Source organism: Aurantimonas sp. DM33-3 (assembly GCF_014334315.1).
In the GTDB taxonomy this organism is placed as follows: domain Bacteria; phylum Pseudomonadota; class Alphaproteobacteria; order Rhizobiales; family Rhizobiaceae; genus Aurantimonas; species Aurantimonas coralicida.
Window position 1 is genome coordinate 1 of sequence record NZ_JACSGS010000028.1, and the last position, 22,599, is coordinate 22,599.

General features: G+C 67.2%; 23 protein-coding genes. 15 read left to right on the plus strand and 8 right to left on the minus strand.

Going from position 1 to position 22,599, the window contains the following annotated elements; translation table 11 throughout:
* Window positions 1-344: 344 nt before the first annotated feature.
* From H9Q09_RS21360 to H9Q09_RS21370, 3 genes are read right to left on the minus strand one after another with little or no spacing between them, the layout of a single operon-like run.
* Complete coding sequence (locus H9Q09_RS21360) at window positions 345-983, minus strand: TPM domain-containing protein (RefSeq protein ID WP_187392739.1); 639 nt, start codon at window positions 981-983, stop codon at window positions 345-347.
* A gap of 2 nt (window positions 984-985) precedes the next feature.
* A complete protein-coding gene (locus H9Q09_RS21365; protein ID WP_187392740.1) occupies window positions 986-1,846 on the minus strand; it encodes a YgcG family protein in 861 nt (286 codons plus the stop codon).
* 37 nt (window positions 1,847-1,883) lie between these two features.
* Window positions 1,884-2,513, minus strand: a complete 630-nt coding sequence (locus H9Q09_RS21370) for a LemA family protein (protein ID WP_187392741.1) — start codon at window positions 2,511-2,513, stop codon at window positions 1,884-1,886.
* Window positions 2,514-2,632: 119 nt separating this feature from the next.
* On the opposite strand from H9Q09_RS21370, the gene H9Q09_RS21375 reads away from it, so the two are divergent.
* From H9Q09_RS21375 to lpdA, 14 genes are all read left to right on the plus strand, one after another.
* Window positions 2,633-2,890, plus strand: coding sequence for a hypothetical protein (locus H9Q09_RS21375; protein WP_187392742.1), 258 nt, complete (start codon window positions 2,633-2,635; stop codon window positions 2,888-2,890).
* Between the two features lie 9 nt (window positions 2,891-2,899).
* Complete coding sequence (gene pdxY / locus H9Q09_RS21380; RefSeq protein ID WP_187392743.1) at window positions 2,900-3,793, plus strand: pyridoxal kinase PdxY; 894 nt, start codon at window positions 2,900-2,902, stop codon at window positions 3,791-3,793.
* Window positions 3,794-3,938: 145 nt separating this feature from the next.
* The gene (locus tag H9Q09_RS21385; protein ID WP_024352183.1) at window positions 3,939-4,589 is read left to right on the plus strand and encodes a carbonic anhydrase; all 651 of its coding nucleotides are present in this window, start codon (window positions 3,939-3,941) and stop codon (window positions 4,587-4,589) included.
* A gap of 182 nt (window positions 4,590-4,771) precedes the next feature.
* On the plus strand, window positions 4,772-5,332 hold the full coding sequence (locus H9Q09_RS21390) for an AprI/Inh family metalloprotease inhibitor (RefSeq protein WP_187392744.1): 561 nt from the start codon (window positions 4,772-4,774) through the stop codon (window positions 5,330-5,332).
* 99 nt (window positions 5,333-5,431) lie between these two features.
* Window positions 5,432-6,586: a cell division protein ZapE gene (gene zapE / locus H9Q09_RS21395; RefSeq protein WP_348646347.1), complete on the plus strand. Its 1,155-nt coding sequence runs from the start codon at window positions 5,432-5,434 to the stop codon at window positions 6,584-6,586.
* A 502-nt stretch (window positions 6,587-7,088) separates the two neighbouring features.
* Window positions 7,089-8,051, plus strand: coding sequence for a malate dehydrogenase (mdh, locus tag H9Q09_RS21400; RefSeq protein ID WP_024352180.1), 963 nt, complete (start codon window positions 7,089-7,091; stop codon window positions 8,049-8,051).
* 16 nt (window positions 8,052-8,067) lie between these two features.
* Entirely contained in the window at window positions 8,068-8,631 is a 564-nt protein-coding gene (locus H9Q09_RS21405; protein WP_187392746.1) for a hypothetical protein, read from the plus strand.
* Between the two features lie 61 nt (window positions 8,632-8,692).
* A complete protein-coding gene (gene sucC, locus H9Q09_RS21410; protein WP_187392747.1) occupies window positions 8,693-9,883 on the plus strand; it encodes an ADP-forming succinate--CoA ligase subunit beta in 1,191 nt (396 codons plus the stop codon).
* A gap of 75 nt (window positions 9,884-9,958) precedes the next feature.
* Window positions 9,959-10,870 (plus strand): succinate--CoA ligase subunit alpha, encoded by a 912-nt coding sequence (gene sucD, locus H9Q09_RS21415; protein WP_024352177.1) that lies wholly within the window; start codon window positions 9,959-9,961, stop codon window positions 10,868-10,870.
* Window positions 10,871-11,064: 194 nt separating this feature from the next.
* Window positions 11,065-14,049, plus strand: a complete 2,985-nt coding sequence (locus H9Q09_RS21420; RefSeq protein WP_024352176.1) for a 2-oxoglutarate dehydrogenase E1 component — start codon at window positions 11,065-11,067, stop codon at window positions 14,047-14,049.
* Between the two features lie 68 nt (window positions 14,050-14,117).
* Window positions 14,118-15,404: a 2-oxoglutarate dehydrogenase complex dihydrolipoyllysine-residue succinyltransferase gene (gene odhB, locus H9Q09_RS21425; RefSeq protein ID WP_187392748.1), complete on the plus strand. Its 1,287-nt coding sequence runs from the start codon at window positions 14,118-14,120 to the stop codon at window positions 15,402-15,404.
* Window positions 15,405-15,481: 77 nt separating this feature from the next.
* Window positions 15,482-16,240, plus strand: a complete 759-nt coding sequence (locus H9Q09_RS21430; RefSeq protein WP_187392749.1) for an SDR family oxidoreductase — start codon at window positions 15,482-15,484, stop codon at window positions 16,238-16,240.
* A 95-nt stretch (window positions 16,241-16,335) separates the two neighbouring features.
* Window positions 16,336-16,761, plus strand: a complete 426-nt coding sequence (locus tag H9Q09_RS21435) for an MAPEG family protein (RefSeq protein WP_187392750.1) — start codon at window positions 16,336-16,338, stop codon at window positions 16,759-16,761.
* 69 nt (window positions 16,762-16,830) lie between these two features.
* Window positions 16,831-18,240: a dihydrolipoyl dehydrogenase gene (gene lpdA, locus H9Q09_RS21440; protein WP_187392751.1), complete on the plus strand. Its 1,410-nt coding sequence runs from the start codon at window positions 16,831-16,833 to the stop codon at window positions 18,238-18,240.
* Between the two features lie 112 nt (window positions 18,241-18,352).
* Here the strand turns inward: lpdA and H9Q09_RS21445 are convergent, their stop codons facing one another.
* The 3 genes from H9Q09_RS21445 to H9Q09_RS21455 form a co-directional block, all read right to left on the minus strand.
* Complete coding sequence (locus H9Q09_RS21445; RefSeq protein ID WP_187392752.1) at window positions 18,353-18,529, minus strand: hypothetical protein; 177 nt, start codon at window positions 18,527-18,529, stop codon at window positions 18,353-18,355.
* A 144-nt stretch (window positions 18,530-18,673) separates the two neighbouring features.
* Window positions 18,674-19,762: a TraB/GumN family protein gene (locus H9Q09_RS21450; protein WP_187392753.1), complete on the minus strand. Its 1,089-nt coding sequence runs from the start codon at window positions 19,760-19,762 to the stop codon at window positions 18,674-18,676.
* 53 nt (window positions 19,763-19,815) lie between these two features.
* A complete protein-coding gene (locus tag H9Q09_RS21455) occupies window positions 19,816-20,715 on the minus strand; it encodes a tyrosine recombinase XerC (RefSeq protein WP_246716272.1) in 900 nt (299 codons plus the stop codon).
* Window positions 20,716-20,971: 256 nt separating this feature from the next.
* Between H9Q09_RS21455 and H9Q09_RS21460 the strand changes: the two genes are divergently transcribed.
* On the plus strand, window positions 20,972-21,406 hold the full coding sequence (locus H9Q09_RS21460; RefSeq protein WP_187392755.1) for an OsmC family protein: 435 nt from the start codon (window positions 20,972-20,974) through the stop codon (window positions 21,404-21,406).
* A 97-nt stretch (window positions 21,407-21,503) separates the two neighbouring features.
* Here H9Q09_RS21460 and H9Q09_RS21465 read toward each other — a convergent pair whose 3' ends face one another.
* Together H9Q09_RS21465 and H9Q09_RS22380 are read right to left on the minus strand one after the other, a co-directional pair.
* Window positions 21,504-21,941 (minus strand): Fur family transcriptional regulator, encoded by a 438-nt coding sequence (locus H9Q09_RS21465; protein WP_187392756.1) that lies wholly within the window; start codon window positions 21,939-21,941, stop codon window positions 21,504-21,506.
* 362 nt (window positions 21,942-22,303) lie between these two features.
* Window positions 22,304-22,599 (minus strand): hypothetical protein (locus H9Q09_RS22380; RefSeq protein ID WP_210315462.1); only part of this gene is annotated, 296 nt, incomplete at its 5' end.

Sequence of the window (22,599 nt, forward strand, 5' to 3'; positions counted from 1 at the left end):
TGACGAAAGGCGGGCGGCGAACCTTGCTCGGGCACGGTCTCCAACGACCAAGGATGACACGGTGCGCTGCCCGCCGATCAGCCTCTCCAATTGCAAGAGGCCGTCAACAGACAAGGATGACGCGCGGTGATGGGGAAGGATCATCCTGAGATGGCGCGGTGCTTCGGTCCGGCCCGGCCCGGTTCAGCGTTACGGTGACGGAGAGCCGCAACATTCAACCACGGCGTCATCCTCGGGCTTGACCCGAGGACCCATGCCTCGCCGGTTCGGCCATCCGCTCCGTTGGCGGCCATCTACCCCGCTGGCGACCATCCACCCCGCTGCCGAATGCGCCCCCACGCCCCTCAGATATCCACGAGCCGGTCGGGGATCTCGTTGGGATTGCGGTGGTCGCCGGGGAAGTGCTCGGTGAGGATGGCGCCGGCGGCGTGGGCGGCGGCGACGTAGCCGTCGGCCAGGTGATCGTCGGCGGCGGCGGTGACGAGGTCGGCGACGATGGCGTCCCAGCTCTCCTGCGGGACTTTCGCGGCGATGGCGTCGTCGGCGACGATTTCGGCAAAGCGCTCGGCTTCGGAGACGAAGATCAGGATGCCGGTGCGCCCCGCCGTGGTGTGCAGGTTATGGGCGAAGAACTGCTGCAGGGCCGACCGGTGCGCCCGGCGCTCGGCGATGGCGCGGGGCACGAAGGCCATGCGCAGGTTCCGGGAGAGGGCGAAGGCCGCCAGCATGGCGAGGACGATGACGATCTGCCCGCCCAAGAGCGCTGCGGCCGACACCGTCACGTCGAAGAGCGGCGCCAGCAGCAGGGTGACGCCGGCCACGAGCAGCGCGATGGCGAGCGCAGCCGTGGCGGAGACGAAATGATAACCGTCGCTCGCCCGGGCGAAGACCGCGTAGATCTCGCCGGTGGTGGCGATCTCGGCCTCGCGGATCGCCGTGGCGATGCGGGCGTGATCGGCTTCGGTGAAGGTCAGTCTTGCCATGGTCACCAGCTCCCCGACGATCCGCCGCCGCCAAACGATCCTCCGCCGCCGGAAAAGCCGCCGCCCCCCGAAAAGCCGCCACCGCCGCCGAAGCCACCTCCGAAGCCGCTGCGCGATCCCGACATGCGGCTCGCCTGGCCGAGCGTCCAGACGATCCCGAGCCAGCGATAGCGGTTGCGACCAACCTTCTTGCCGAAGCGGCGGGCAAGGCCGGTCATCGCAAAGGCGCCGAGAACGAGAATCCACACCCCGGCGAACATCAGGGTGAAGGCGATGCCGGCAAAATCCTCGCCGCTCCAGTCCTGGTTGCGTTCGGCCCGGGCCTGAAGCTCAGCCGCGTCGCCGGAGAGGACCTGGATGATGCCGTCGACGCCGCGGCTGATGCCACCGGGATAATCGCCGCCGCGAAAGGCCGGCAGGATGTCGTTCTGGATGATCAGCGAGGATAGCGCGTCGGTGAGGGTGCCTTCGAGCCCGTAGCCGACCTCGATGCGCACCTCGCGGTCGTCGCGGCTGACCAGAAGGACGACGCCGTTGTTTTCCTCCGCCTGGCCGATGCCCCATTCGCGGCCGAGCCGGTTGGCGTAGTCGGCGATCTCGGCGCCCTGCAGGTCGGGAACGGTGACGACAACGACCTGGTCGCTGCCCTGTGCCTCGAAGGCGGCCAGCTTCTCGGTCAGCGCGGTCTCGGTCGCCGGATCGAGAAGATCCGCCGTGTCGACCACCCGGCCGGTGAGGGGCGGGAATTCCTGCGCCGCGGCAGGCGCGACCAGCGCAAGGACGGCCGCCAGCGCCAGAAGGCGGCCCAGCGCGGCGAGCGCGCCGCGTCCACCTGCCATCGACAATTGCCGGATCCGATCCATGGGCTCGGGCCTTTCGATCAGTTGGCTGCCAGCCGGCTCACTGGCCGAAATCCACCTTCGGCGGCGTCGCCGAGCCGGCGGTCGCGGTGAAGGGCTCCATCGGCTGGGCCTCCGGATAGAAGAAGGAGGCGATCCAGCGGCCGGGGATCGTCCGCAGCTCGGTGTTATAGACCCGCACCGCCTCGATATAGTCGCGGCGGGCAACGGAAATCCGGTTCTCGGTGCCCTCGAGCTGGCTCTGCAGCGCAAGGAAGTTCTGGTTGGACTTGAGGTCCGGATAGGCTTCGACGGTCGCCAGCAGCCGCGACAGGGCGCCGCCGAGCTGGTCCTGCGCGGCCTGGAATTTCTGCACCATGGCCGGATCGGTCAGCTGGTCGGCATTGACGGTGATCTGGGTCGCCTTGGCTCGTGCCTCGACCACCGCGGTCAGGACCTCGCGCTCCTGAGTGGCGAAGCCCTTCACGGTCTCGATCAGATTGGGGATCAGATCGGCCCGGCGCTGATACTGGTTCTCGACCTGCGACCACGCCGCGCGCGCCTGCTCCTGGTAGGTGGGAATGGCGTTGATCCCGCAGGCCGACAGCATCGGCGCCAGCAGCGCCACGATGAGGGCGGTCAGATACGGGCGAAGCCGGAGCGGCGGAAGGATCTTGGCAGCGGACAGCATCGACGGTCTCCGGTCAAAAGGGCTTGTCCGGCATGTCTAGCGCATCCGGCCGTAGCGCAGAAGACAATCGTTGCGCTCTCGCTGTTGCCCTCGCGGGGGTTTTGCGACAGAGCTTTCCCATGACCCGGCCTCATGACGACGACGCGCAGCAGCGCGAAGCCAAGGCGATCCTGGAACGTATCCGGCAGGAAACGGAGCCGCAGATCGGTGCCCATACCTTTTCGCTCCTGTTCCGCACCCGCGACCATTTCTTGGCGACCGACGCCGACCCGAACGACCGCATCGAGGTCATCGGCACGCGGATCGGTCGGCTGGCCGGCATCGTCGGCTTCATCGTGTTCGGGCTTATGCTCGCCGATTTCCTCATGCGTTCCTGAACATTCGACATGTCGATAGCCGCGTCTTCCGCCCATCACGACCGTCCGGCGGTCATCTGCGTCTCCAGCCATGTGGCGCGCGGCACGGTGGGCAACCGGGCCGCCGTCTTCGCGCTGGAATCGCTGGGGTTTCCGGTGTGGTCGGTGCCCACCGTGACGCTGCCCTGGCATCCGGGGCACGGACCGGCGACGCGGATCGTGCCGCCGGCCGGCGATTTCGCCGCGCTGATGGACGATCTGGCCGGATCGCCCTGGCTCGGCGAGGTCGGGGCCGTGCTGACCGGCTATTTCGGCGATGGCGACCAGGTCGAGCCGACGGCGCGGCTGGTGGAGGCGGTCAAGCGCGCCAATCCCGGCGCCACCTATATCTGCGACCCGGTGCTCGGCGATCGCGGGCGCATGTACCAGTCGCAGGCGACGGTCGACGCAATCCGCGACCGCCTGATCCCGCTGGCCGACATCGCGACGCCGAACCGCTTCGAGCTGGAATTCCTCACCGGGCTGGAATTCACCGACAATTCCCATCTGATCGAGGCGGCGGCGACGCTCGGGCCCGAAGCCGTCGTGGTCACCTCGGCCTTCCCGATGCTGCGCGGCGGCATCGGCAATCTTCTGGTGCGCGATTTCCAGGCCATTCTCGCCGAACACCGGGTGGTGGAGAATGCGCCCCACGGGCTCGGCGACCTGACGGCGGCAGTGTTCCTAGCCCGCACCCTGTCGGGCGCCAAGGGCGAGAAGGCGCTACAGAGCGCGACCGCGACGGTGTTCGAGATCCTGGCGCGGACGACCAAGCGCGGGGCCGACGAACTGACGCTGGAGACCGATACGGACAGCCTCAAGCATCCGATGGCGATGGTGCAGATGCGCCGCCTGGCCTATCCGGGCGGCGGCCGGCGCGCCTGAACTGCGAGGTCGCGTGGATTTCACGTGAAACATCGCTTGCCGTCGGCGCTGCCTGTATCTAGTTCGAGGAACGCGTCCCCGCGACGACAGCGGGGCGGGCCCGGCCTGATTGATTGCGCCGGGGCAAGCCGGTAGTGATCTGATCATGACGAAGTATCTTCCCGACCATCTCCTCAACGGCTATCGCGCCTTTCTGGCGAACCGCCTTCCGCAGGAGCGCGACCGCCTGCGCGATCTGGCCGAGCAGGGCCAGCATCCCAAGACCATGGTGATCGCCTGCTGCGACTCCCGTGCCGCGCCGGAAACCCTGTTCGACGCCGCGCCGGGCGAGATTTTCGTGGTGCGCAACGTCGCCAATCTGGTGCCGCCCTACGAGCCGGACGGCGAGTATCACGCGACCTCGGCGGCGCTCGAATTCGCGCTGCACGCCCTGAAGGTCGAGCATGTCGTGGTCCTCGGCCATGGCGGCTGCGGCGGCATCCACGCCGCGCTGTCGCCGTCGGCCGAGCCGCTGTCGCCGGGCGATTTCATTGGCAAGTGGATGAGCCTGCTCGACCCCGTGTCGAAGGCCGTCGGCGCCAACGACCACATGACGGCGCGCGAGCGTCAGGCCGCGCTGGAGCGCATCGCCATCCGCTATTCGATCGCCAATCTGCGCACCTTCCCGACGGTCGAGGCGCTGGTGAAGGAAGGCAAGCTGTCGCTGCACGGCGCCTGGGTGGACATCGCCTCGGGCGAGCTGTGGGCGATGGACCCGGACACCGGCGATTTCCAGCGTCCGCTGGCCGGCGAGTGATCGGGCCGTTTGTTGCGCTGCACCGGGTGATTTGCGTGTGACAATGGCCACAATCACGTGCTTGCGTTACGTTTTGGCACAATGGCATCTTGCGAAATGATCGCAGGGTTCGATCTATGGATGCGACGGACCGGCCGGCAGGTCGGATTGGCGAGGGACAGACATGCCGGGGAAAGTCTTCAATGACGCATAAGATGAAAGCCGGAGCGGCCGTCGTGGCACTGCTCCTCGTGGCGGGCTGCTCGCGGTCGATGCCGGAGATGGGACGCGACACCGGGCCGGCCCCGCTGCCGCCGGCACCTGCGGGCCGCGTGTCGGCCGACCAGCTGCCGCCGCCCCCGCCGCCGCCGCCGCCCGGAGCCAGCACCAACGCTTCGGCCGACTTCAACGCTTCGGCCGGGACCGACGGCGACGCGACCGCCGATGCCGGCGGGAACACCCAGGTCGCCTCGACCAGCTCCGAGCCGCTGTCGCGCACCAGCATGACCGGCTTCTACCAGGTCTCGGCCAGCGGCGGGAACTGTCGGGTCGGCCTGACGCTGACCCAGTATGACGAGAACTACAACGCCGCCTCGATGGGCTGTCCGGGCCGGCTGGCGGATGTGCGCCGCTGGTCCACCACCGGCAACCAGCTGCAGCTCAAGGATACGTCGGCGAACGTGATCGCGACCCTGACCTCGTCGGGCAAGAACCGCTTCACCGGCCAGACCACCACGGGCGTGCCGGTCGAGCTGTACCGCTAGAACGACCTAGAGACGATCGACGCCGGCCCGAACGACGCGGCCGGCGTCGCCGTATCGGCCGTTTTCCAGTCGTTAAGTCGTGAAGGCGTGTCAGTGGCCGTGAATGCCAGGGAAAAGTCGCGCGGGCCGGTCCGGTCGGCGCTGGAGCGCCTGATCGTCTCGGGCGAGATCGAGGCGGATTCGATCCAGCGCAGGCTGGCCGACAAGCTCGACCATCTCGACCAGGTCCTGTCCGCCGACATGGTCGCCTCCAAGAAGAGCGCGCTCGGCTGGCTGTTCGGCAAGAAGCGCGAAGCCGATCCCATTCGCGGGCTGTACATCTACGGCGATGTCGGCCGCGGCAAGACCATGATCATGGACATGTTCTTCCGCAGCGCCTCGGTCGCGGCCAAGCGCCGGGTGCATTTCCACGCCTTCATGGCCGACGTGCACGAGCGGATCGGCGCGCACCGGGCAGCGGTCAAGGCGGGCACCGCCAAGGGCGACGACCCGATCCCGCCGGTGGCGCGGCAGATCGCCGACGAAGCGCGGCTTCTGTGCTTCGACGAATTCACCGTCACCGACATCGCCGATGCGATGATCCTGTCGCGGCTGTTCAAGGCGCTGTTCGACAACGGCATCGTTCTGGTCGCCACCTCCAACGTCGCGCCGGACGACCTGTATCGCGACGGGCTGAACCGCGGCCTGTTCCTGCCCTTCGTCGATACGCTGAAAGAACATGTCGAGATCTTCGAGCTCGACGGCGCCGATGATTATCGCCTGGCGGTGCTCGGGCGGGACGATCTCTATGTGACACCCCTCGGCGAGGCCGCCGACGCGCAGCTCGACACGATCTGGACCCGGCTCCTCGACGGCACGAAGGAGGCGTCGGCCTCGCTCTCGGTGAAGGGTCGCACCATCGCGGTTCCGCGGGCCGGCAACGGCGCGGCGCGTTTCGCCTTCGACGACCTCCTGACCCGCGCACTCGGGGCGCAGGACTTCCTCGCTTTGGCACGGCGCTACCACACGCTCGTTCTCGACCGGGTTCCGGTGATGGCCGAAGCCGAGCGGAACGAGGCCAAGCGGTTCATCACCCTGGTCGACGCGCTCTATGACGGCGGCCGCCGCCTGGTGATCTCGGCCGAGGCGCCGGCCGACCAGCTCTACCGCGCCCGGTCGGGCACCGAGAAGTTCGAGTTCGACCGTACCATCTCGCGGCTGCACGAAATGCGGAGCGCGGAATATCTGGAACGCAACGCGGTTCCGGGCGCCTAGGCCAACCGGCGACTGCGGGGCCGCGGCCGGTTTGCCCATCCGGTTGCGGCTGGATCGGTGGTCCGGGCCCCGGGCTTGACCGTCGCCCGTTTCGGCAGTTCGGTGGTCCATGAGGCCCTGCGAGGCCGGCAATCGGCCCTCCGGGCGAATGTTTCTGCGTCAACACGGACTTCTTGCGCTCCGGCGCTTCCGCCTTGATCGGGCTTGCCAATTGCTTTTACGTTTACGTAACCCCCAATGCATCTAACCGTTTGAATTCCTTGAGGCCCGTTTTCGCCGGTTGCATAAGCTACCGGTGCGGTCTATTGCCATGCCGCAACGGGGGCACCGTTGCGATGTCTTTCGTCCACTCGCTCGCGCGCGCGGAAGAACTCGCTGCGGCTGTCCCGGACAAGGTCGGATTCGGCGAGACGGGCGACACTCTCCCTTTTGCTGTGTTCGAAGACCATCCAGGCGGTTGCCGGCGCCGTTGCGGCCCGGCCTGCAGCAGAAGGATCAGCCCGTGGCACGCAAGAAGATCGCACTCATCGGTTCCGGCATGATCGGCGGCACGCTGGCGCATCTCGCCAGCCTGAAGGACCTCGGCGACGTCGTCCTGTTCGACATCTCCGAGGGGACGCCGCAGGGCAAGGCCCTCGACATCGCCCAGTCCGGCCCGGTCGAGGGCTTCGACGGCCATCTGTCGGGCGCCAACGACTATGCGGCCATCGAGGGCGCCGATGTCTGCATCGTCACCGCCGGCGTGCCGCGCAAGCCGGGCATGAGCCGCGACGATCTTCTCGGCATCAACCTCAAGGTCATGGAGCAGGTCGGCGCCGGCATCGCGAAATACGCGCCCGACGCCTTCGTCATCTGCATCACCAACCCGCTCGACGCGATGGTCTGGGCGCTGCAGAAGTTCTCGGGCCTGCCGAAGTCCAAGGTCGTCGGCATGGCCGGCGTCCTGGATTCCTCGCGCTTCCGCACCTTCCTTGCCGACGAGTTCAAGGTCTCGGTCGAGGACGTCACCGCCTTCGTTCTCGGTGGCCATGGCGACACGATGGTGCCGCTGACCCGCTATTCCACCGTGGCCGGCATTCCGCTGCCGGATCTGGTCAAGATGGGCTGGTGCTCGGCCGAGCGGCTCGAGGAGATCGTCCAGCGCACCCGCGACGGCGGCGCCGAGATCGTCGGCCTGCTGAAGACCGGCTCGGCCTATTACGCGCCGGCCTCCTCGGCGATCCAGATGGCCGAGAGCTTCCTGAAGGACAAGAAGCGCGTCCTGCCCTGCGCCGCCGCCCTCAAGGGCGAGTACGGCCTGAAGGACATGTATGTGGGCGTGCCCTGCGTCATCGGCGCCGACGGCGTCGAGCGGGTGATCGAGATCGAGCTGGATTCCGACGAGAAGGGCCAGTTCGAAAAGTCGGTTGCCTCGGTGCAGGGGCTCATGGAAGCCTGCCAGGGCATCGCGCCCAATCTCAAGTAAGCCAGTGACCGGATCCGTGTCTCCTTCTCTCTCGCTGATGGGCGGCGTCCTCACCGCCCTGACGGTGCCGGTCGCGGCACTGGCGGGCGAGAGCGTCTACACGGATCTGGATCTCGACGCCTGCGAGACCGTTGTTATCGCCGCCGAGGATGGCGGCTCGGGCGAGTGGATCTGTCCCGGCATCGAGGGCCGTGCGGTCTTCGTCTCAGAGGGCGATCTGCGCGTCTCGGTCGGCTTCGGCGCGGTGCCGGAATTCCAGAGCTTCGCCCCGTTCAATTCGCTCGGATCGACGATCGAGTGGCGGGTGGACGAGCGCGGCGCGCCCTATGCGGCGATCGTGCGCTATCATCTCGACGGCGCCGAGGTCGGCGAGACGAGCGACGTGCTCCTCGTCTCGCGCGTCGGCAATGGCGAGACGCCCGGCTGTGCGGTGGCCGTGCTCGATGCGGCCAACGAACAGGCGAACGGCATGGCGCGCGGCGCCGCCGATCTCAGCACCATCTTCCAATGCGGACGCGACCGACCGGTGCTCATCGGTACGGCCGGCGGTCCCGCCTCATCCTTCGGCGGTCTGCAATGACCGTTTCTCCCATCATGCCGGATCGTTCCCGCCGGCAGGCTTCTCAAAAGGAAGGCACTTCATGAACATCCACGAGTATCAAGCCAAGGAAGTCCTCAAGGGCTTCGGCGCGCCGGTCGCCAGCGGTGTGCCGATCACGCAGGTCTCCGAGGCGGAGGCCGCCGCCCGGCAGCTGCCCGGTCCCCTCTATGTCGTGAAGAGCCAGATCCACGCCGGCGGACGCGGCAAGGGCAAGTTCAAGGAACTCGGCCCGGACGCCAAGGGCGGCGTGCGCCTCGCCAAGTCGGTCGAGGAAGTCGTCCAGCATGCCACCGAGATGCTCGGCAACACGCTGGTCACCGCCCAGACGGGCGATGCCGGCAAGCAGGTGAACCGCCTCTATATCGAGGACGGCGCCGATATCGACCGTGAGCTCTATCTCTCGATCCTCGTCGACCGCGCGGTCGGCCGGGTGGCCTTCGTCGCCTCCACCGAGGGCGGCATGGATATCGAGACCGTCGCCCACGAGACGCCGGAGAAGATCATCACCGTCGCCATCGATCCGCTCGAGGGCGTGACCGAGGCGGATGCCGGCAAGCTGTGCGATGCGCTCGAGCTCGACGGTCAGGCTCGCCAGGACGGCATGTCGCTGTTCCCGATCCTCTACAAGGCGTTCACCGAGAAGGACATGAGCCTTCTGGAGATCAACCCGCTGATCGTCATGACCGACGGCCGCCTGCGCGTCCTCGACGCCAAGGTCTCCTTCGACGGCAACGCGCTGTTCCGCCACGACGACATCAAGGCGCTGCGCGACGAGAGCGAGGAAGACGCCAAGGAGATCGAGGCGTCGAAATACGACCTCGCCTATGTCGCCCTCGACGGCGACATCGGCTGCATGGTCAACGGCGCCGGCCTCGCCATGGCGACGATGGACATCATCAAGCTCTACGGTAAGGAGCCGGCGAACTTCCTCGACGTGGGCGGCGGCGCCGACAAGGCGAAGGTGACGGCGGCGTTCAAGATCATCACCGCCGATCCGGCCGTGAAGGGCATCCTCGTCAACATCTTCGGCGGCATCATGAAATGCGACGTCATCGCCGAGGGCGTGGTCGCGGCCGTCAAGGAAGTCGGGCTGAAGGTGCCGCTGGTCGTGCGCCTCGAAGGCACCAATGTCGACAAGGGCAAGGCGATCCTCAACGACAGCGGCCTCGCCATCACCGCGGCCGACGATCTCGACGACGCAGCCAAGAAAATCGTTGCGGCGGTCGGCTGATGCGATCCGGCCGCCCGATCGGCGCGGCCGCCATCCCGACTGCTGACTGACCCTCTACGGAGTTCCCCAGAACCCATGTCCATTCTCGTCGACAAGAACACCAAGGTCATCGTCCAGGGCCTGACCGGCAAGACCGGTTCCTTCCACACCGAGCAGGCGCTGGCCTATTACGGCACGCAGATGGTCGGCGGCACCCATCCCAAGAAGGGCGGCGAGATGTGGGAGGGGCAGTCCGACGGACGCACCGTCCAGCTGCCGATCTTCTCGTCCGTGGTCGAAGCCCGCGACAAGACCGGCGCCACCGCTTCGGTCATCTACGTGCCGCCGGCCGGCGCCGCCGCCGCCATCGAGGAGGCGATCGACGCCGAGATCGGCCTGATCGTCTGCATCACCGAAGGCATTCCGGTGTCCGACATGGTCCGGGTGAAGGCCAAGCTCGACAAGTCCAAGTCGCGCCTGCTCGGCCCCAACTGCCCGGGCGTGCTGACGCCGGAGCAGTGCAAGATCGGCATCATGCCGGGCAACATCTTCAAGACCGGCAATGTCGGGATCGTCTCGCGCTCGGGCACGTTGACCTACGAGGCGGTCTTCCAGACCACCAATGAAGGGCTCGGCCAGACCACGGCCGTCGGCATCGGCGGCGACCCGGTCAAGGGCACCGAGTTCATCGACATGCTGGAGATGTTCCTGGCCGACGACGAAACCAAGTCGATGATCATGATCGGCGAGATCGGCGGTTCGGCCGAGGAGGAAGCCGCGCAGTTCCTCAAGGACGAGGCCAAGAAGGGCCGCTCCAAGCCGACCGTCGGCTTCATTGCGGGCCGCACGGCGCCCAAGGGCCGCACCATGGGTCATGCCGGCGCGGTCGTCTCCGGCGGCAAGGGCGGCGCCGAGGACAAGATCGCGGCGATGGAATCGGCCGGCATCCGCGTGTCGCCGTCGCCGGCACAGCTCGGCAAGACGCTGGTCGAGCTGCTCAAGGGCTGATCGTCCGGCTCATGTCGGACAGGCGGGGCGTCCACGCGATGCCCCGCGACAGGAACGGGTTCCCGCGTCACGGCAATGCCCGAAACGCGGGGAAGAAGGATCGAAACACGGGTGCCGGCCGCGATTCGCGCGTCCGGCATCATCGATGAATCGCTGATAGGAGACGGCCCCCGAACGGTGGTCGCAACGATACGATGGCACGCAATCAGGCGAACGAAACCTTCGCGCTCACCTCGTTCCTGTACGGCGGCAACGCCGACTACATCGAGGATCTTCACGCCCGCTACGAGACCGATCCATCCTCGGTCCCGGCCGAATGGAGCGACTTCTTCAAGGAGCTGAAGGACGATCGCGACGACGTCATCAAGAGCGCGGAAGGTCCCTCCTGGGAGCGGGCCAACTGGCCGATCGCCGCCAATGGCGACCTGGTCTCGGCGCTCGACGGCGACTGGGGCCCGACGGCCCAGAAGATCGAGGCCAAGGTCAAGCAGAAGGCGCAGGAATCGGGCGTCGACCTGTCCAGTGCCGCCGTCCAGCAGGCGGCGCAGGATTCGGTCCGCGCGATCATGCTGATCCGGGCCTACCGCGTGCGCGGCCATCTGCACGCCAAGCTCGACCCGCTCGGCATCGCCAAGCCGGCCGACGACGACTACAACGAATTGTCGCCCCAGGCCTACGGCTTCACCGAGGCCGATTTCGACCGCAAGATCTTCATCGACAAGGTGCTCGGCCTCGAATTCGCGTCGATCCGCGAGATGGTCGACATCCTCGAGCGGACCTATTGCACGACGCTCGGCGTCGAGTTCACCCATATCTCCAATCCGGAGGAGAAGGGCTGGCTGCAGGAGCGGATCGAGGGCCCGGACAAGGGCATCGCCTTCACCGAGCAGGGCAAGAAGGCGATCCTCAACAAGCTGATCGAGGCCGAGGGCTTCGAGAAGTTCCTCGACGTCAAGTACAAGGGCACCAAGCGCTTCGGCCTCGACGGCGGCGAGTCGCTGATCCCGGCGCTGGAGCAGATCATCAAGCGCGGCGGCCAGCTCGGCCTCAAGGAGATCGTCTTCGGCATGGCCCATCGCGGCCGCCTGAACGTTCTCAGCCAGGTCATGGCCAAGCCGCACCGGGCGATCTTCCACGAGTTCAAGGGCGGTTCCTACAAGCCCGAGGACGTCGAAGGCTCCGGCGACGTGAAGTACCATCTGGGTGCCTCGTCGGACCGCGAGTTCGACCAGAACAAGGTGCATCTGTCGCTGACCGCCAACCCGTCGCATCTGGAGATCGTCGATCCCGTCGTGATGGGCAAGGCGCGCGCCAAGCAGGACGCCATTGCCGGCCGCACGCGCACCGAGCTCGTGCCGCTGGACACCCGCTCCAAGATCATGCCGCTGTTGATCCACGGTGATGCGGCCTTCGCCGGCCAGGGCGTCGTGGCCGAGTGCTTCGGCCTGTCCAGCCTGCGCGGCCACCGGGTCGCCGGCTCGCTGCACTTCATCATCAACAACCAGATCGGCTTCACCACCAATCCGCGGCTGTCGCGCTCCTCGCCCTATCCGTCCGACGTGGCGAAGATGGTCGAGGCGCCGATCTTCCACGTCAATGGCGACGATCCGGAAGCCGTGGTCTACGCGGTGAAGGTGGCGACCGAATACCGGATGAAGTTCCACAAGCCGGTCGTCATCGACATGTTCTGCTACCGCCGCTACGGCCACAACGAGGGCGACGAGCCGGCGTTCACCCAGCCGATCATGTACAAGGCGATCCGCCAGCATCCCACGACGCTGGAGATCTACACCAAGAAGCTGATCGCCGAGGGCGTCGTCTCCGAGGCCGATGTCGAGGAGCGCAAGGCCGAGTGGCGCAAGACGCTGGAGGCCGAGTTCGAGGCCGGCCAGTCCTATCTGCCCAACAAGGCCGACTGGCTGGATGGCGCCTGGGCGGGCCTGCGTAAGGCCGAGGAAGTCGACGAGCCGCGCCGCGGCGTGACCGGCGTGCCGCTGAAGACGCTGAAGGAGATCGGCGCCAAGCTGTCGGCCGTGCCGAAGGGCTTCAACGTCCACCGCACCGTCAAGCGCTTCCTCGACAACCGCTCCAAGATGATCGAGAGCGGCGAGGGCATCGACTGGGCGACCGGCGAGGCCTTGGCCTTCGGCACGCTGGTGACGGAAGGCCATCCGGTCCGCCTGTCGGGCCAGGATTCGGAGCGCGGCACCTTCTCGCAGCGCCATTCGGTGCTCTACGATCAGGAGGACGAGACCCGCTACGTGCCGCTCGCCCATCTGGCCAAGGGGCAGGCGATCTACGAGGTCATCAACTCGATGCTCTCGGAAGAGGCGGTGCTGGGCTACGAATACGGCTATTCGCTCTCCGAGCCGAATGCGCTGACCCTCTGGGAGGCCCAGTTCGGCGACTTCGCCAATGGCGCGCAGGTGGTCTTCGACCAGTTCATCTCGTCAGGCGAGCGCAAATGGCTGCGCATGTCGGGCCTCGTCTGCCTGCTGCCGCATGGCTACGAGGGGCAGGGGCCGGAGCATTCGTCGGCCCGGCTGGAGCGCTTCCTGCAGATGTGCGCCGAGGACAACATGCAGGTCGCCAACGTCACGACGCCGGCAAACTATTTCCACATCCTGCGCCGGCAGCTGAAGCGCGACTTCCGCAAGCCGCTGATCCTGATGACGCCGAAGTCGCTGCTGCGCCACAAACGGGCCGTCTCCGACCTGTCGGAAATGTCCGGCGACACCTCGTTCCATCGCCTGCTCTGGGACGATGCCGAGATGCGCAAGGATTCGCCGATCAAGCTGGTCAAGGACGACAAGATCCGGCGCGTCGTGATGTGCACCGGCAAGGTCTATTACGACCTTCTGGAAGAGCGCGAGAAGCGCGGCACCAACGACGTGTACCTGCTGCGTCTCGAGCAGCTCTACCCGTTCCCGGCCAAGGCGCTGATCCACGAGCTCGCCCGCTTCAAGCAGGCCGAGATGGTCTGGTGCCAGGAAGAGCCCAAGAACATGGGTGCCTGGTCCTTCGTCGACCCCTATCTGGAATGGGTGCTGGAACATATCGGTGCTGAGAAGCGTCGCGTCCGCTATACCGGTCGCAACCCCGCCGCCTCGCCGGCGGCCGGCACCATGTCGACGCATCAGGCGCAGCTGGCGGCCTTCCTCGAAGACGCCCTCGGCTGAGCCACCCAGACGCCGCGCTGAAACAAGGTCGTCCCGACCGAACCCGACCAGAAGAGATCTGAAGAGCGATGAGCACCGAAATCAAAGTCCCGACGCTGGGTGAATCCGTTACCGAGGCCACCATCGGCCAGTGGTTCAAGAAGCCCGGCGACCGGGTCGAGATGGACGAGACGCTGGCCGAGCTGGAAACCGACAAGGTGACGGTCGAGGTGCCGGCTCCCGCCGCCGGCGTGCTCCAGGACATCGCCGTGCCGGAAGGCGAGACCGTCGCGGTCGGCACGGTCATCGGATCGATCGGCGAGGGCTCGGGTTCGGATGCCGGCACCACGGCTCCGACGGAGAAGCCGAAGAGCCAGGAAGCCAAGGCGGATGCCGGCGGCGAGACCAAGGTCGATTACGGCGGTGGTGCCAAGGGTGATGCGGCGTCGCCCACGCAGGAGGCCGGCAAGGGCTCCGGCGAGATGCCGGCCGCACCGTCGGCCCGCAAGATGATGGAAGAGAAGGGCCTGTCCGACGGCGACGTCGCCGGCTCCGGCAAGCGCGGCCAGGTGCTCAAGGGCGATGTCCTCGAGACCATCGCCCGCGGCGCGCCGTCCAGCCCGCAGGAAAAGCCGCAGGTTCCGACCGCCCGCGCCCCGTCCGCCGGTGACGACGAGAGCCGCGAGGAGCGGGTCAAGATGACCCGCCTGCGCCAGACCATCGCCCGGCGCCTGAAGGACGCGCAGGACACGGCCGCGATGCTGACCACCTTCAACGAGGTGGACATGACCGCGGTCATGGAGATGCGCAAGAAGTACAAGGACCTGTTCGAGAAGAAGCACGGCGTGAAGCTCGGCTTCATGGGCTTCTTCACCAAGGCGGTCTGCCACGCGCTGAAGGAAGTCCCGGCGGTCAATGCCGAGATCGACGGGACCGACCTGATCTACAAGAACTACGCCCATATCGGCGTCGCCGTCGGCACCGCCAAGGGCCTCGTCGTGCCGGTGGTGCGCGATGCCGACCAGATGTCGATCGCCGAGGTCGAGAAGGAGATCGGCCGACTCGGCCTGATGGCCCGTGACGGCAAGCTTGGCGTGTCCGACATGCAGGGCGGCACCTTCACCATCTCCAATGGCGGCGTCTACGGTTCGCTGATGTCGACGCCGATCCTGAATGCGCCGCAGTCGGGCATTCTCGGCATGCACAAGATTCAGGAGCGGCCGATGGCCATCGGCGGCCAGGTGGTGATCCGGCCGATGATGTATCTGGCGCTCAGCTACGACCACCGGATCGTCGACGGCAAGGAGGCCGTGACCTTCCTCGTGCGGGTCAAGGAGAGCCTGGAGGATCCCGAGCGCCTGGTCCTCGACCTCTAGGCGTTTGGCGAAGGACACATGCGTCCGGCCGGGATGGACCCGGCCGGTCCCGAGTTTGAGTAAGGGAGTACGGCCTGATGGCTGACGGAGTGATGATCGTGACCGGCGGCTCGCGCGGGATCGGCGCGGCCACTGCAAAGGCCGGCGCCAAGGCCGGCTATGCGGTCGTGGTCAATTACGCGTCCAACGAAGCCGCCGCCAATGCGGTCGTCGCCGACATCGAGGCCGCCGGTGGCAAGGCCGTCGCGGTCAAGGGCGATGTCGGTGTCGAGGCCGACATCCTCGCGATCTTCGAGGCGGCCGATCGGCTCGGCTCGCTCACCGCACTGATCAACAATGCCGGCATTGTCGACGAGGCCGGGACGCTGGCCGACATGACGGTCGAGCGGCTGGAGCGCATGTTCCGCATCAACATCACCGGCAGCATCCTGTGCGCCCGCGAAGCGGCCAGGCGCATGGGCAAGAGCCATGGCGGCAAGGGCGGCGCGATCGTCAATCTGTCGTCGGTCGCGGCCAAGCTCGGCGGGCCGGGCCAGTATCTCGACTATGCCGCCTCCAAGGGCGCCATCGACACCTTGACCGTCGGTCTCGCCAAGGAACTGATCGACGACGGCATCCGCGTCTGCGCCGTGCGCCCCGGCATCATCGACACCGACATCCACGCCTCGGGCGGCCAGCCGGACCGGGTGGCCCAGCTCGGACCCGGCCTGCCGATGAAGCGCGCGGGCACGGCGCAGGAAGTCGCCGGCGCCATCCTGTGGCTTGCCTCCGACGCCGCCAGCTATTCGACCGGCGCGATCCTCGACGTGTCCGGCGCACGCTCGATCTGGCCGTGATCCAACGATCCGCGCTGCAAGCCATCGCAGCGTAGCGGCTTCCATCAACGCATGGCCACGATCGCAGAAGACGGGCCGGCAGAAGGACGCGCAGCATGGAAACCGAGATCGCCGCGACATTCGCCGCAACGCCGATGGAGCTGGCGCTCCTCGGCTGGTCGGTGATCCTGGGGCTTGGCATGCTGGCCGTCCACATCGTGACGGCGATCCCCGCCATCGGTCCGAAGACCGCCGCCTCGTCGCGCGAGGGAGACCCGCGGCCGACCGGCGGACTGGCCGGCCGCGCCCGGCGCGCCTTTGCCAATTACATGGAAACCTACCCGTTCTTCGCCGCGGCGATCCTCGGCCTGATCGTGTCAGGCCAGACCGGCGGGCTCGGGCTGACCGGCGCCCAGCTCTGGTTCTGGGCCCGCGTCGCCTATGCGCCGATCTATTACGCGGGCATCCCTGTGATCCGCACCCTCGCTTTCGTGATCTCGATCTTCGGGCTGGTCCTGATGGTCTATGATCTCCTCGCCTGACGTTGGCTCCCGCCGACCTTATCTTCAAGACACCGGGCCACGGCCCGCACCGCACGAACAGGACTGGACATGGCTGAACCCTTCGACCTCGTCGTCATCGGATCGGGACCCGGCGGATATGTCTGCGCCATCAAGGCGGCGCAGCTCGGCCTCAAGGTCGCCGTCGTCGAAAAGCGCAAGACCTATGGCGGCACCTGCCTGAATGTCGGCTGCATTCCGTCCAAGGCGCTGCTCTACGCGTCGGAAATGTTCGCCGAGGCCAATCACAGCTTCGGCGAGCTCGGCATCGCCGTCGAGCCGAAGCTCGAACTGTCGAAGATGCTGGCCCACAAGGACAAGACGGTGAAGTCGAATGTCGACGGCATCGCCTTCCTGTTCAAGAAGAACAAGATCACCGGCGTCATCGGCACGGGCCGCATCAAGTCGGCCTCCGAGGTGGAGGTCGCGAAGGAAGACGGCACCACCGAGACCCTGTCGGCGAAGAACATCTGCATCGCCACCGGTTCGGACGTCGCCGGCATTCCGGGCGTCGAGGTCGCCTTCGACACGGACAAGATCGTGTCCTCGGACGATGCCATCGCGCTGCAGAAGGTCCCGGAGACGATGGTCGTCGTCGGCGGCGGCGTGATCGGGCTGGAGCTCGGCTCGGTCTGGGCCCGCCTCGGCGCCAGGGTCACCGTGGTCGAATACCTCGACAAGGTGCTCGGGCCGATGGACAGCGAGGTCTCCACCGCCTTCCAGAAGCTGATGGTCAAGCAGGGTCTCACCTTCAAGCTCGGCGCCAAGGTCACCGCGGTGACGAAGTCGGACAAGGGCGCCTCGGTCAGCTTCGAGCCGGCCAAGGGCGGCGAGGCCGAAACGCTGGACGCCGACGTCGTGCTGGTCGCGACGGGCCGCAAGCCGTTCACGGCAGGTCTCGGTCTCGAGGAGGCCGGCGTTGCGCTGGACGATCGCGGCCGGGTCGAGATCGACGCGCATTTCAAGACCAATGTCGACGGCATCTATGCCATCGGCGACGTGGTGAAGGGTGCGATGCTCGCCCACAAGGCCGAGGACGAGGGCGTCGCACTGGCCGAGATCCTCGCCGGCCAGGCCGGCCACGTGAATTACGACGCGATCCCGTCGGTGGTCTACACCTCGCCGGAAGTCGCCTCGGTCGGCAAGACCGAGGAGGAGCTGAAGCAGGCGGGCGTCGCCTACCGTGTCGGCAAGTTCCCCTTCATGGCGAATGGCCGCGCCCGCGCCATGCTGCAGACCGACGGTTTCGTGAAGTTCCTGGTGGACGCCGAGACGGACCGGGTGCTGGGCTGCCACATCCTCGGCGCCGATGCCGGCGATCTCATCGCCGAGGCCGGGCTGCTGATGGAGTTCGGCGGATCGTCCGAGGATCTCGCACGGACGTCGCACGCCCATCCGACCCTGTCGGAAGCCATGCGCGAGGCCGCCTTCGCGGCCTTCGCCAAACCGATCCATATATGACCGAAGCGCCGGGCGGGATCGCCCGCCGGCGTTTCACGTGAATCATTTCGCGCCATGAAAAAGGCCCGGCCGCCAGAAGCAGCCGGGCCTTCTCTCGTTAAGGTGCGCGCGATCAGCTCTTCTTGTCGGGCGTCGCGACCGGTGCGGTGTCGGTGCCGGTCGTGTCGGCGGTGAAGATCGGGGTCATCGGCGCGTCGGCCGTGACATGCGACGCGCAGGCGGCGACCGCTCCGGTGGAGGCGGCGGCCAGGAGGCCGGCGCCCAGCGTGACAGCGAGAAAGGATTTCATGCGGCATGTCTCCTTGGCTGTTGCGATCCCCAAAGCTTAAGGTCGCCACGCCCGCTCCGGCCAGCGCCGATATGCCGGGCGTCTTCACGTTTCGGTGCAGTCGCGTCGGAGAATGCCGGCCTGCCCCCGGTTGTCCGCACAGGCTCAGTCGGCCCGGGTGACGGTCCAGCCGGCCTCGCGCAGCAGGGCGACGATGCCCTCTTCGCCCGGCAGATGCAGGGCGCCCACGGCGACGAAGGCGCCGCCCGCCGTCAGCATCGGCTGCATGCGCTCCGCCATGCGGCGGTTGCGATCGGTCACGATGCGCTCTTCGAACTCGGCATAGCCGTCGCCGGCGCCGACCAGCACCCCGCCATTGGGGATCGCCGCCTCGATGGTCGGCATGATCATGGCGATTCGCCCGTCGACATAGAGCGAGACCATGGTCTCCATGACGTCGGGCAGGTGCTCTGCCAGATCGACCGTGGCGATGAGGCCTTCGAGCTGCAGCTCCATCGGCAGGGAGGCGAGGGCCGCCAGCTGCTCGGCCGACGTCTCGAGGCCCTCCACCGGCTTGCCCGCAGCCATGGCGCGCTGCGCAAGGGCCGCGTCGAGCACCGCCGCGCCTTCAGCGCGATGCGCCATCTCGCAGGCCGGGAGCATCAGGCTGATCGACAGGAACCAGGGCTGCAGGGTGCGCACGGCATGGAACGGCATGCCGCGGGCGTCGAGAGCGGCCCTGATTCGGGCCTCTTCCTCGTCGGAGAGAAGATCGGCCAGCGTCTGGCCCTTCGGCAGATTGATCAGCCCGGGATGGGCGAGAAACGCGGCGGCGGCCTTTGCCGGCTCGAGGACGTCGGTGGTCTCGATCACCAGGCGCCGGGCATCGGTCAGCGCGGCCTCGGCAGCCTCGCCGAGCGCCAGCACACGCGCATCGGCCAGATGCATGGTGCCGAGAAGAAAGGATGGCGGCACGCCCGGCTTCTCGATGCGGAACAGCTTGCCCTCGCCATTGACGGTCCGGGCCGCTTCCGCCTCGACCGCGGCGAGCCTGCCATCGGCTTCGAGCGACGCCAGGAGATCGGTCGCCTTGCAGGTCCCGGCGTCGGCCGCCTGCGCCGCGGCGATGCCGGCAAACAGCAGGGCGAGAAGCGCAAGCGGCAGCATGAGGCACAGGCGTTCGAGACGGCGCAGGACCGTGTCGGACGGGGGCAGGCGATCGGGTGCGGCGACGGCGGAAATCAGGTGCAGCATGGCGCGAGCCTAGGCGGCAATTGCGACCAAAGACCTAAGCATCGGGGGGCGATTCAGCCGGCGCGCCGGCGCCGGGCGCGGGGATGGGCGTCCTCGTAGATCGACATCAGCCGGGCCTGATCCACCGCCGTATAGTTCTGGGTGGTCGACAGGCTGGCATGGCCGAGCAGATCCTGGATGGTGCGCAGGTCGCCGCCGCCGGCGAGGAGATGCGTCGCGAAGGAATGGCGCAGCGCATGGGGCGTCGCACTGTCGGGCAGGCCGAGAACGCCGCGCAACCGCGCCATGGCGCGCTGGACGATCTGCGGCTGCAACGGCCCGCCGCGCGCGCCGCGAAACAGCGCGTTGTCGGCGTTGAGCGGATAGGGGCAGAGACGGCGATATTCGCCGACCGCCTCCAGCACGGCCGGGAGCAGCGGCACCAGCCGGGTCTTGCCGCCCTTGCCGGCGACCGGCATCGAACGGGCCGTCGCGTCGCTGAGCGCATCGCCGGGCAGCGACAAAGCTTCGGAAATGCGCAGGCCGCAGCCATAGAGCAGGGTGAGGATGGCGACGTCGCGGGCCGCGATCCAGGCCTCGGCGGCAAAGGCGCCGGCCTCTTCCGTCACCGCCATCGCATCGCCGACGGTCAGGGGGCGCGGCAGCGATTTCGGCTGTTTGGGCGCCCGCATCGCCTTGGCCCCAGCCGAGGACGCAAGGCCCTTGCGCTCCAGATGCCGGATGAAGGACCTGACGCCGGCAAGCCCCCGGCCCATGGTCTTGGCGCCTGCTCCGTCGCGGCGCCGGGCGGCGAGGAAGCCGCGCAGATCGGCCGTCTTCAGATCGGCGAGATCGGCCAGTTGGGCCGGGCGGGCATGATAGTCGGTGAGGAAGACCAGGAACTGGCGCAGATCGCGCTCATAGGCCTCGATCGTATGCGGGCTGCTGCGCCGCTCGTCGGCGAGAATTGTCAGCCAGGCCGCCTTCTCGTCGAGAAGCGGGCGGGTCGCGTGGATGAGCGTCGTCTGCGTCAACGCGGTGTCTCCTGCTGCCGCCGGTCCCGCGGCGTGCGCGCGGGTTCCGCCAGCCTATCGCCGCTTTGGTGAACGCATCGTGTTCGCCGGAACTGTTGCGGGCGCCGACGGTTGTTGCGGCAAGGCAGGCCGACCTCCCATTCGGCCGCTGCCACAAACGCAGCGGCCCGGTCGGCGCCAGATCAAGGAGATTCTCATGAAACGGCATGCAACGGCAATCTGGAAGGGCGCACTCGGGGACGGAACCGGCGCGATCACCACGCAGTCGGGCGCGCTGTCCGACCATGGCTATTCCTTCAAGGCGCGCTTCGAGGACGAGAGCGGCAAGTCGGGCACCAACCCGGAGGAATTGCTGGCCGCGGCCCATGCCGGGTGCTTCGCGATGCAGCTGTCGCATTTCCTCGCCGAGAACGGCACGCCGGCGCAGGAGCTGAAGGCGACGGCCACGGTAAATGTCGAGCAGGTCGAGGCCGGCTTCGAGATCAAGTCCAGCGCCATCGTCTTGGAAGCGACGGTCCCGGGGATCGAGCAGGGCAAGTTCGACGAACTCGCCAACACCGCCAAGGAAGGCTGCCCGGTGTCCAAGGCGCTCGGCGCAATCAGCGTGACGCTCGACGCCAAGCTGGTTTGAGGAGACCCGCATCGCGGGCGCAAATAATCAACGAAGCGGCCCGTGCCCGAGAGGGTGCGGGCCGATTCGCGTCGGGCGTGTCCCCGCGTGAGGTCTCTCAGTCCGGCCGGCGCTTGCGGCCGTAGAGTTCGAGCCGGTGCGAGACGATCTCGTAGCCCAGCTCGCGGGCGATCTCTTCCTGCAGCTTCTCGATGCGATCGGAGCGGAACTCGACGACATCGCCCGATTCGATGTCGATGAGGTGGTCGTGGTGATCGCCGTCGGCGCGCTCGAATCGCGACGGGCCGCCTTCGAAGACATGGCGCTGGATCGCGCCCTTCTCCTCCAGAAGCTTCATGGTGCGGTAGACGGTGGAGAGCGAGATCGAGGGATCGATCGCTGCGGTGCGCCGGAAGATCTCCAGCGCGTCGGGATGGTCGCCGCCGTCGGCGAGAATCGTCAGGATGATCCGCCGCGGCCGGGTGATGCGGACACCGGCGTCACGCAGGATGCGTTCGTAACGGCCCGGCGGGTTCGCCTCGGTCCTGTCGCCCATCTGCCTGTCCCCGTGCCATCCCCGTCGCGCCTCTTCAGGCCTGTCGTTCCGGCCTAATACCAAACGGCGCGAAAGGAAAATGCCGGACGCCGGCGCGGTGTCCGCCAAAAGCCGACAGCCGTGCGGCCGCTCCGCGTGTCGTCCTCCTGCGTCGGGGCTGACGACCGCACCAAGGGGGTGGCTCCTGCAGGGCCCTGTGGGTCGATCCCCTTGCGCGGTGGGCTTCCACGAGCCGGGACCCTTTGTGAATCCGCGATGACGCCGGGGAAGCCTGCGTGGCAGGCGATCCGGCCTGTTTCGGAAAAAGTTCGCTTCCGTCGTTTTTTCCAAAAAGCCGTGTTGACTTCGAAAGCGGGGAGGGCCTATAAGCCACTCATCGACGGCGAGGGTGCCGCCGGCGAGCCCTTCGGTTCGCTCTGGTTTTGGCCCCCCCGCAGACATCCAGAAGAGTTCGCCGGAAACGGCTGGTCTTCGACAGGGTCCAGGGGATGGAAGTCCCGACCGGCCCGCCGCCACCGTTTGTTCGATGGCGTGATCTTTGAAAACTGAAGATTGAGAAGAAAGAGAAGCGTGGGCGGCGGATTGTTTGCCTGGAGCTTCGTGTCGGTTTCCTTTCCGATTGCGAGGCATCCATGAGAGAACGATCGATCGTTATCAC

Coding starts and splice junctions, on each gene's coding strand:
- H9Q09_RS21360 (WP_187392739.1), bottom strand. CDS start 983: ATGGCAAGACTGACCTTCACCGAAGCCGATCACGCCCGCATCGCCACG.
- H9Q09_RS21365 (WP_187392740.1), bottom strand. CDS start 1,846: ATGGATCGGATCCGGCAATTGTCGATGGCAGGTGGACGCGGCGCGCTC.
- H9Q09_RS21370 (WP_187392741.1), bottom strand. CDS start 2,513: ATGCTGTCCGCTGCCAAGATCCTTCCGCCGCTCCGGCTTCGCCCGTAT.
- H9Q09_RS21375 (WP_187392742.1), top strand. CDS start 2,633: ATGACCCGGCCTCATGACGACGACGCGCAGCAGCGCGAAGCCAAGGCG.
- pdxY (WP_187392743.1), top strand. CDS start 2,900: ATGTCGATAGCCGCGTCTTCCGCCCATCACGACCGTCCGGCGGTCATC.
- H9Q09_RS21385 (WP_024352183.1), top strand. CDS start 3,939: ATGACGAAGTATCTTCCCGACCATCTCCTCAACGGCTATCGCGCCTTT.
- H9Q09_RS21390 (WP_187392744.1), top strand. CDS start 4,772: ATGACGCATAAGATGAAAGCCGGAGCGGCCGTCGTGGCACTGCTCCTC.
- sucC (WP_187392747.1), top strand. CDS start 8,693: ATGAACATCCACGAGTATCAAGCCAAGGAAGTCCTCAAGGGCTTCGGC.
- sucD (WP_024352177.1), top strand. CDS start 9,959: ATGTCCATTCTCGTCGACAAGAACACCAAGGTCATCGTCCAGGGCCTG.
- H9Q09_RS21420 (WP_024352176.1), top strand. CDS start 11,065: ATGGCACGCAATCAGGCGAACGAAACCTTCGCGCTCACCTCGTTCCTG.
- odhB (WP_187392748.1), top strand. CDS start 14,118: ATGAGCACCGAAATCAAAGTCCCGACGCTGGGTGAATCCGTTACCGAG.
- H9Q09_RS21430 (WP_187392749.1), top strand. CDS start 15,482: ATGGCTGACGGAGTGATGATCGTGACCGGCGGCTCGCGCGGGATCGGC.
- H9Q09_RS21435 (WP_187392750.1), top strand. CDS start 16,336: ATGGAAACCGAGATCGCCGCGACATTCGCCGCAACGCCGATGGAGCTG.
- lpdA (WP_187392751.1), top strand. CDS start 16,831: ATGGCTGAACCCTTCGACCTCGTCGTCATCGGATCGGGACCCGGCGGA.
- H9Q09_RS21445 (WP_187392752.1), bottom strand. CDS start 18,529: ATGAAATCCTTTCTCGCTGTCACGCTGGGCGCCGGCCTCCTGGCCGCC.
- H9Q09_RS21450 (WP_187392753.1), bottom strand. CDS start 19,762: ATGCTGCACCTGATTTCCGCCGTCGCCGCACCCGATCGCCTGCCCCCG.
- H9Q09_RS21460 (WP_187392755.1), top strand. CDS start 20,972: ATGAAACGGCATGCAACGGCAATCTGGAAGGGCGCACTCGGGGACGGA.
- H9Q09_RS21465 (WP_187392756.1), bottom strand. CDS start 21,941: ATGGGCGACAGGACCGAGGCGAACCCGCCGGGCCGTTACGAACGCATC.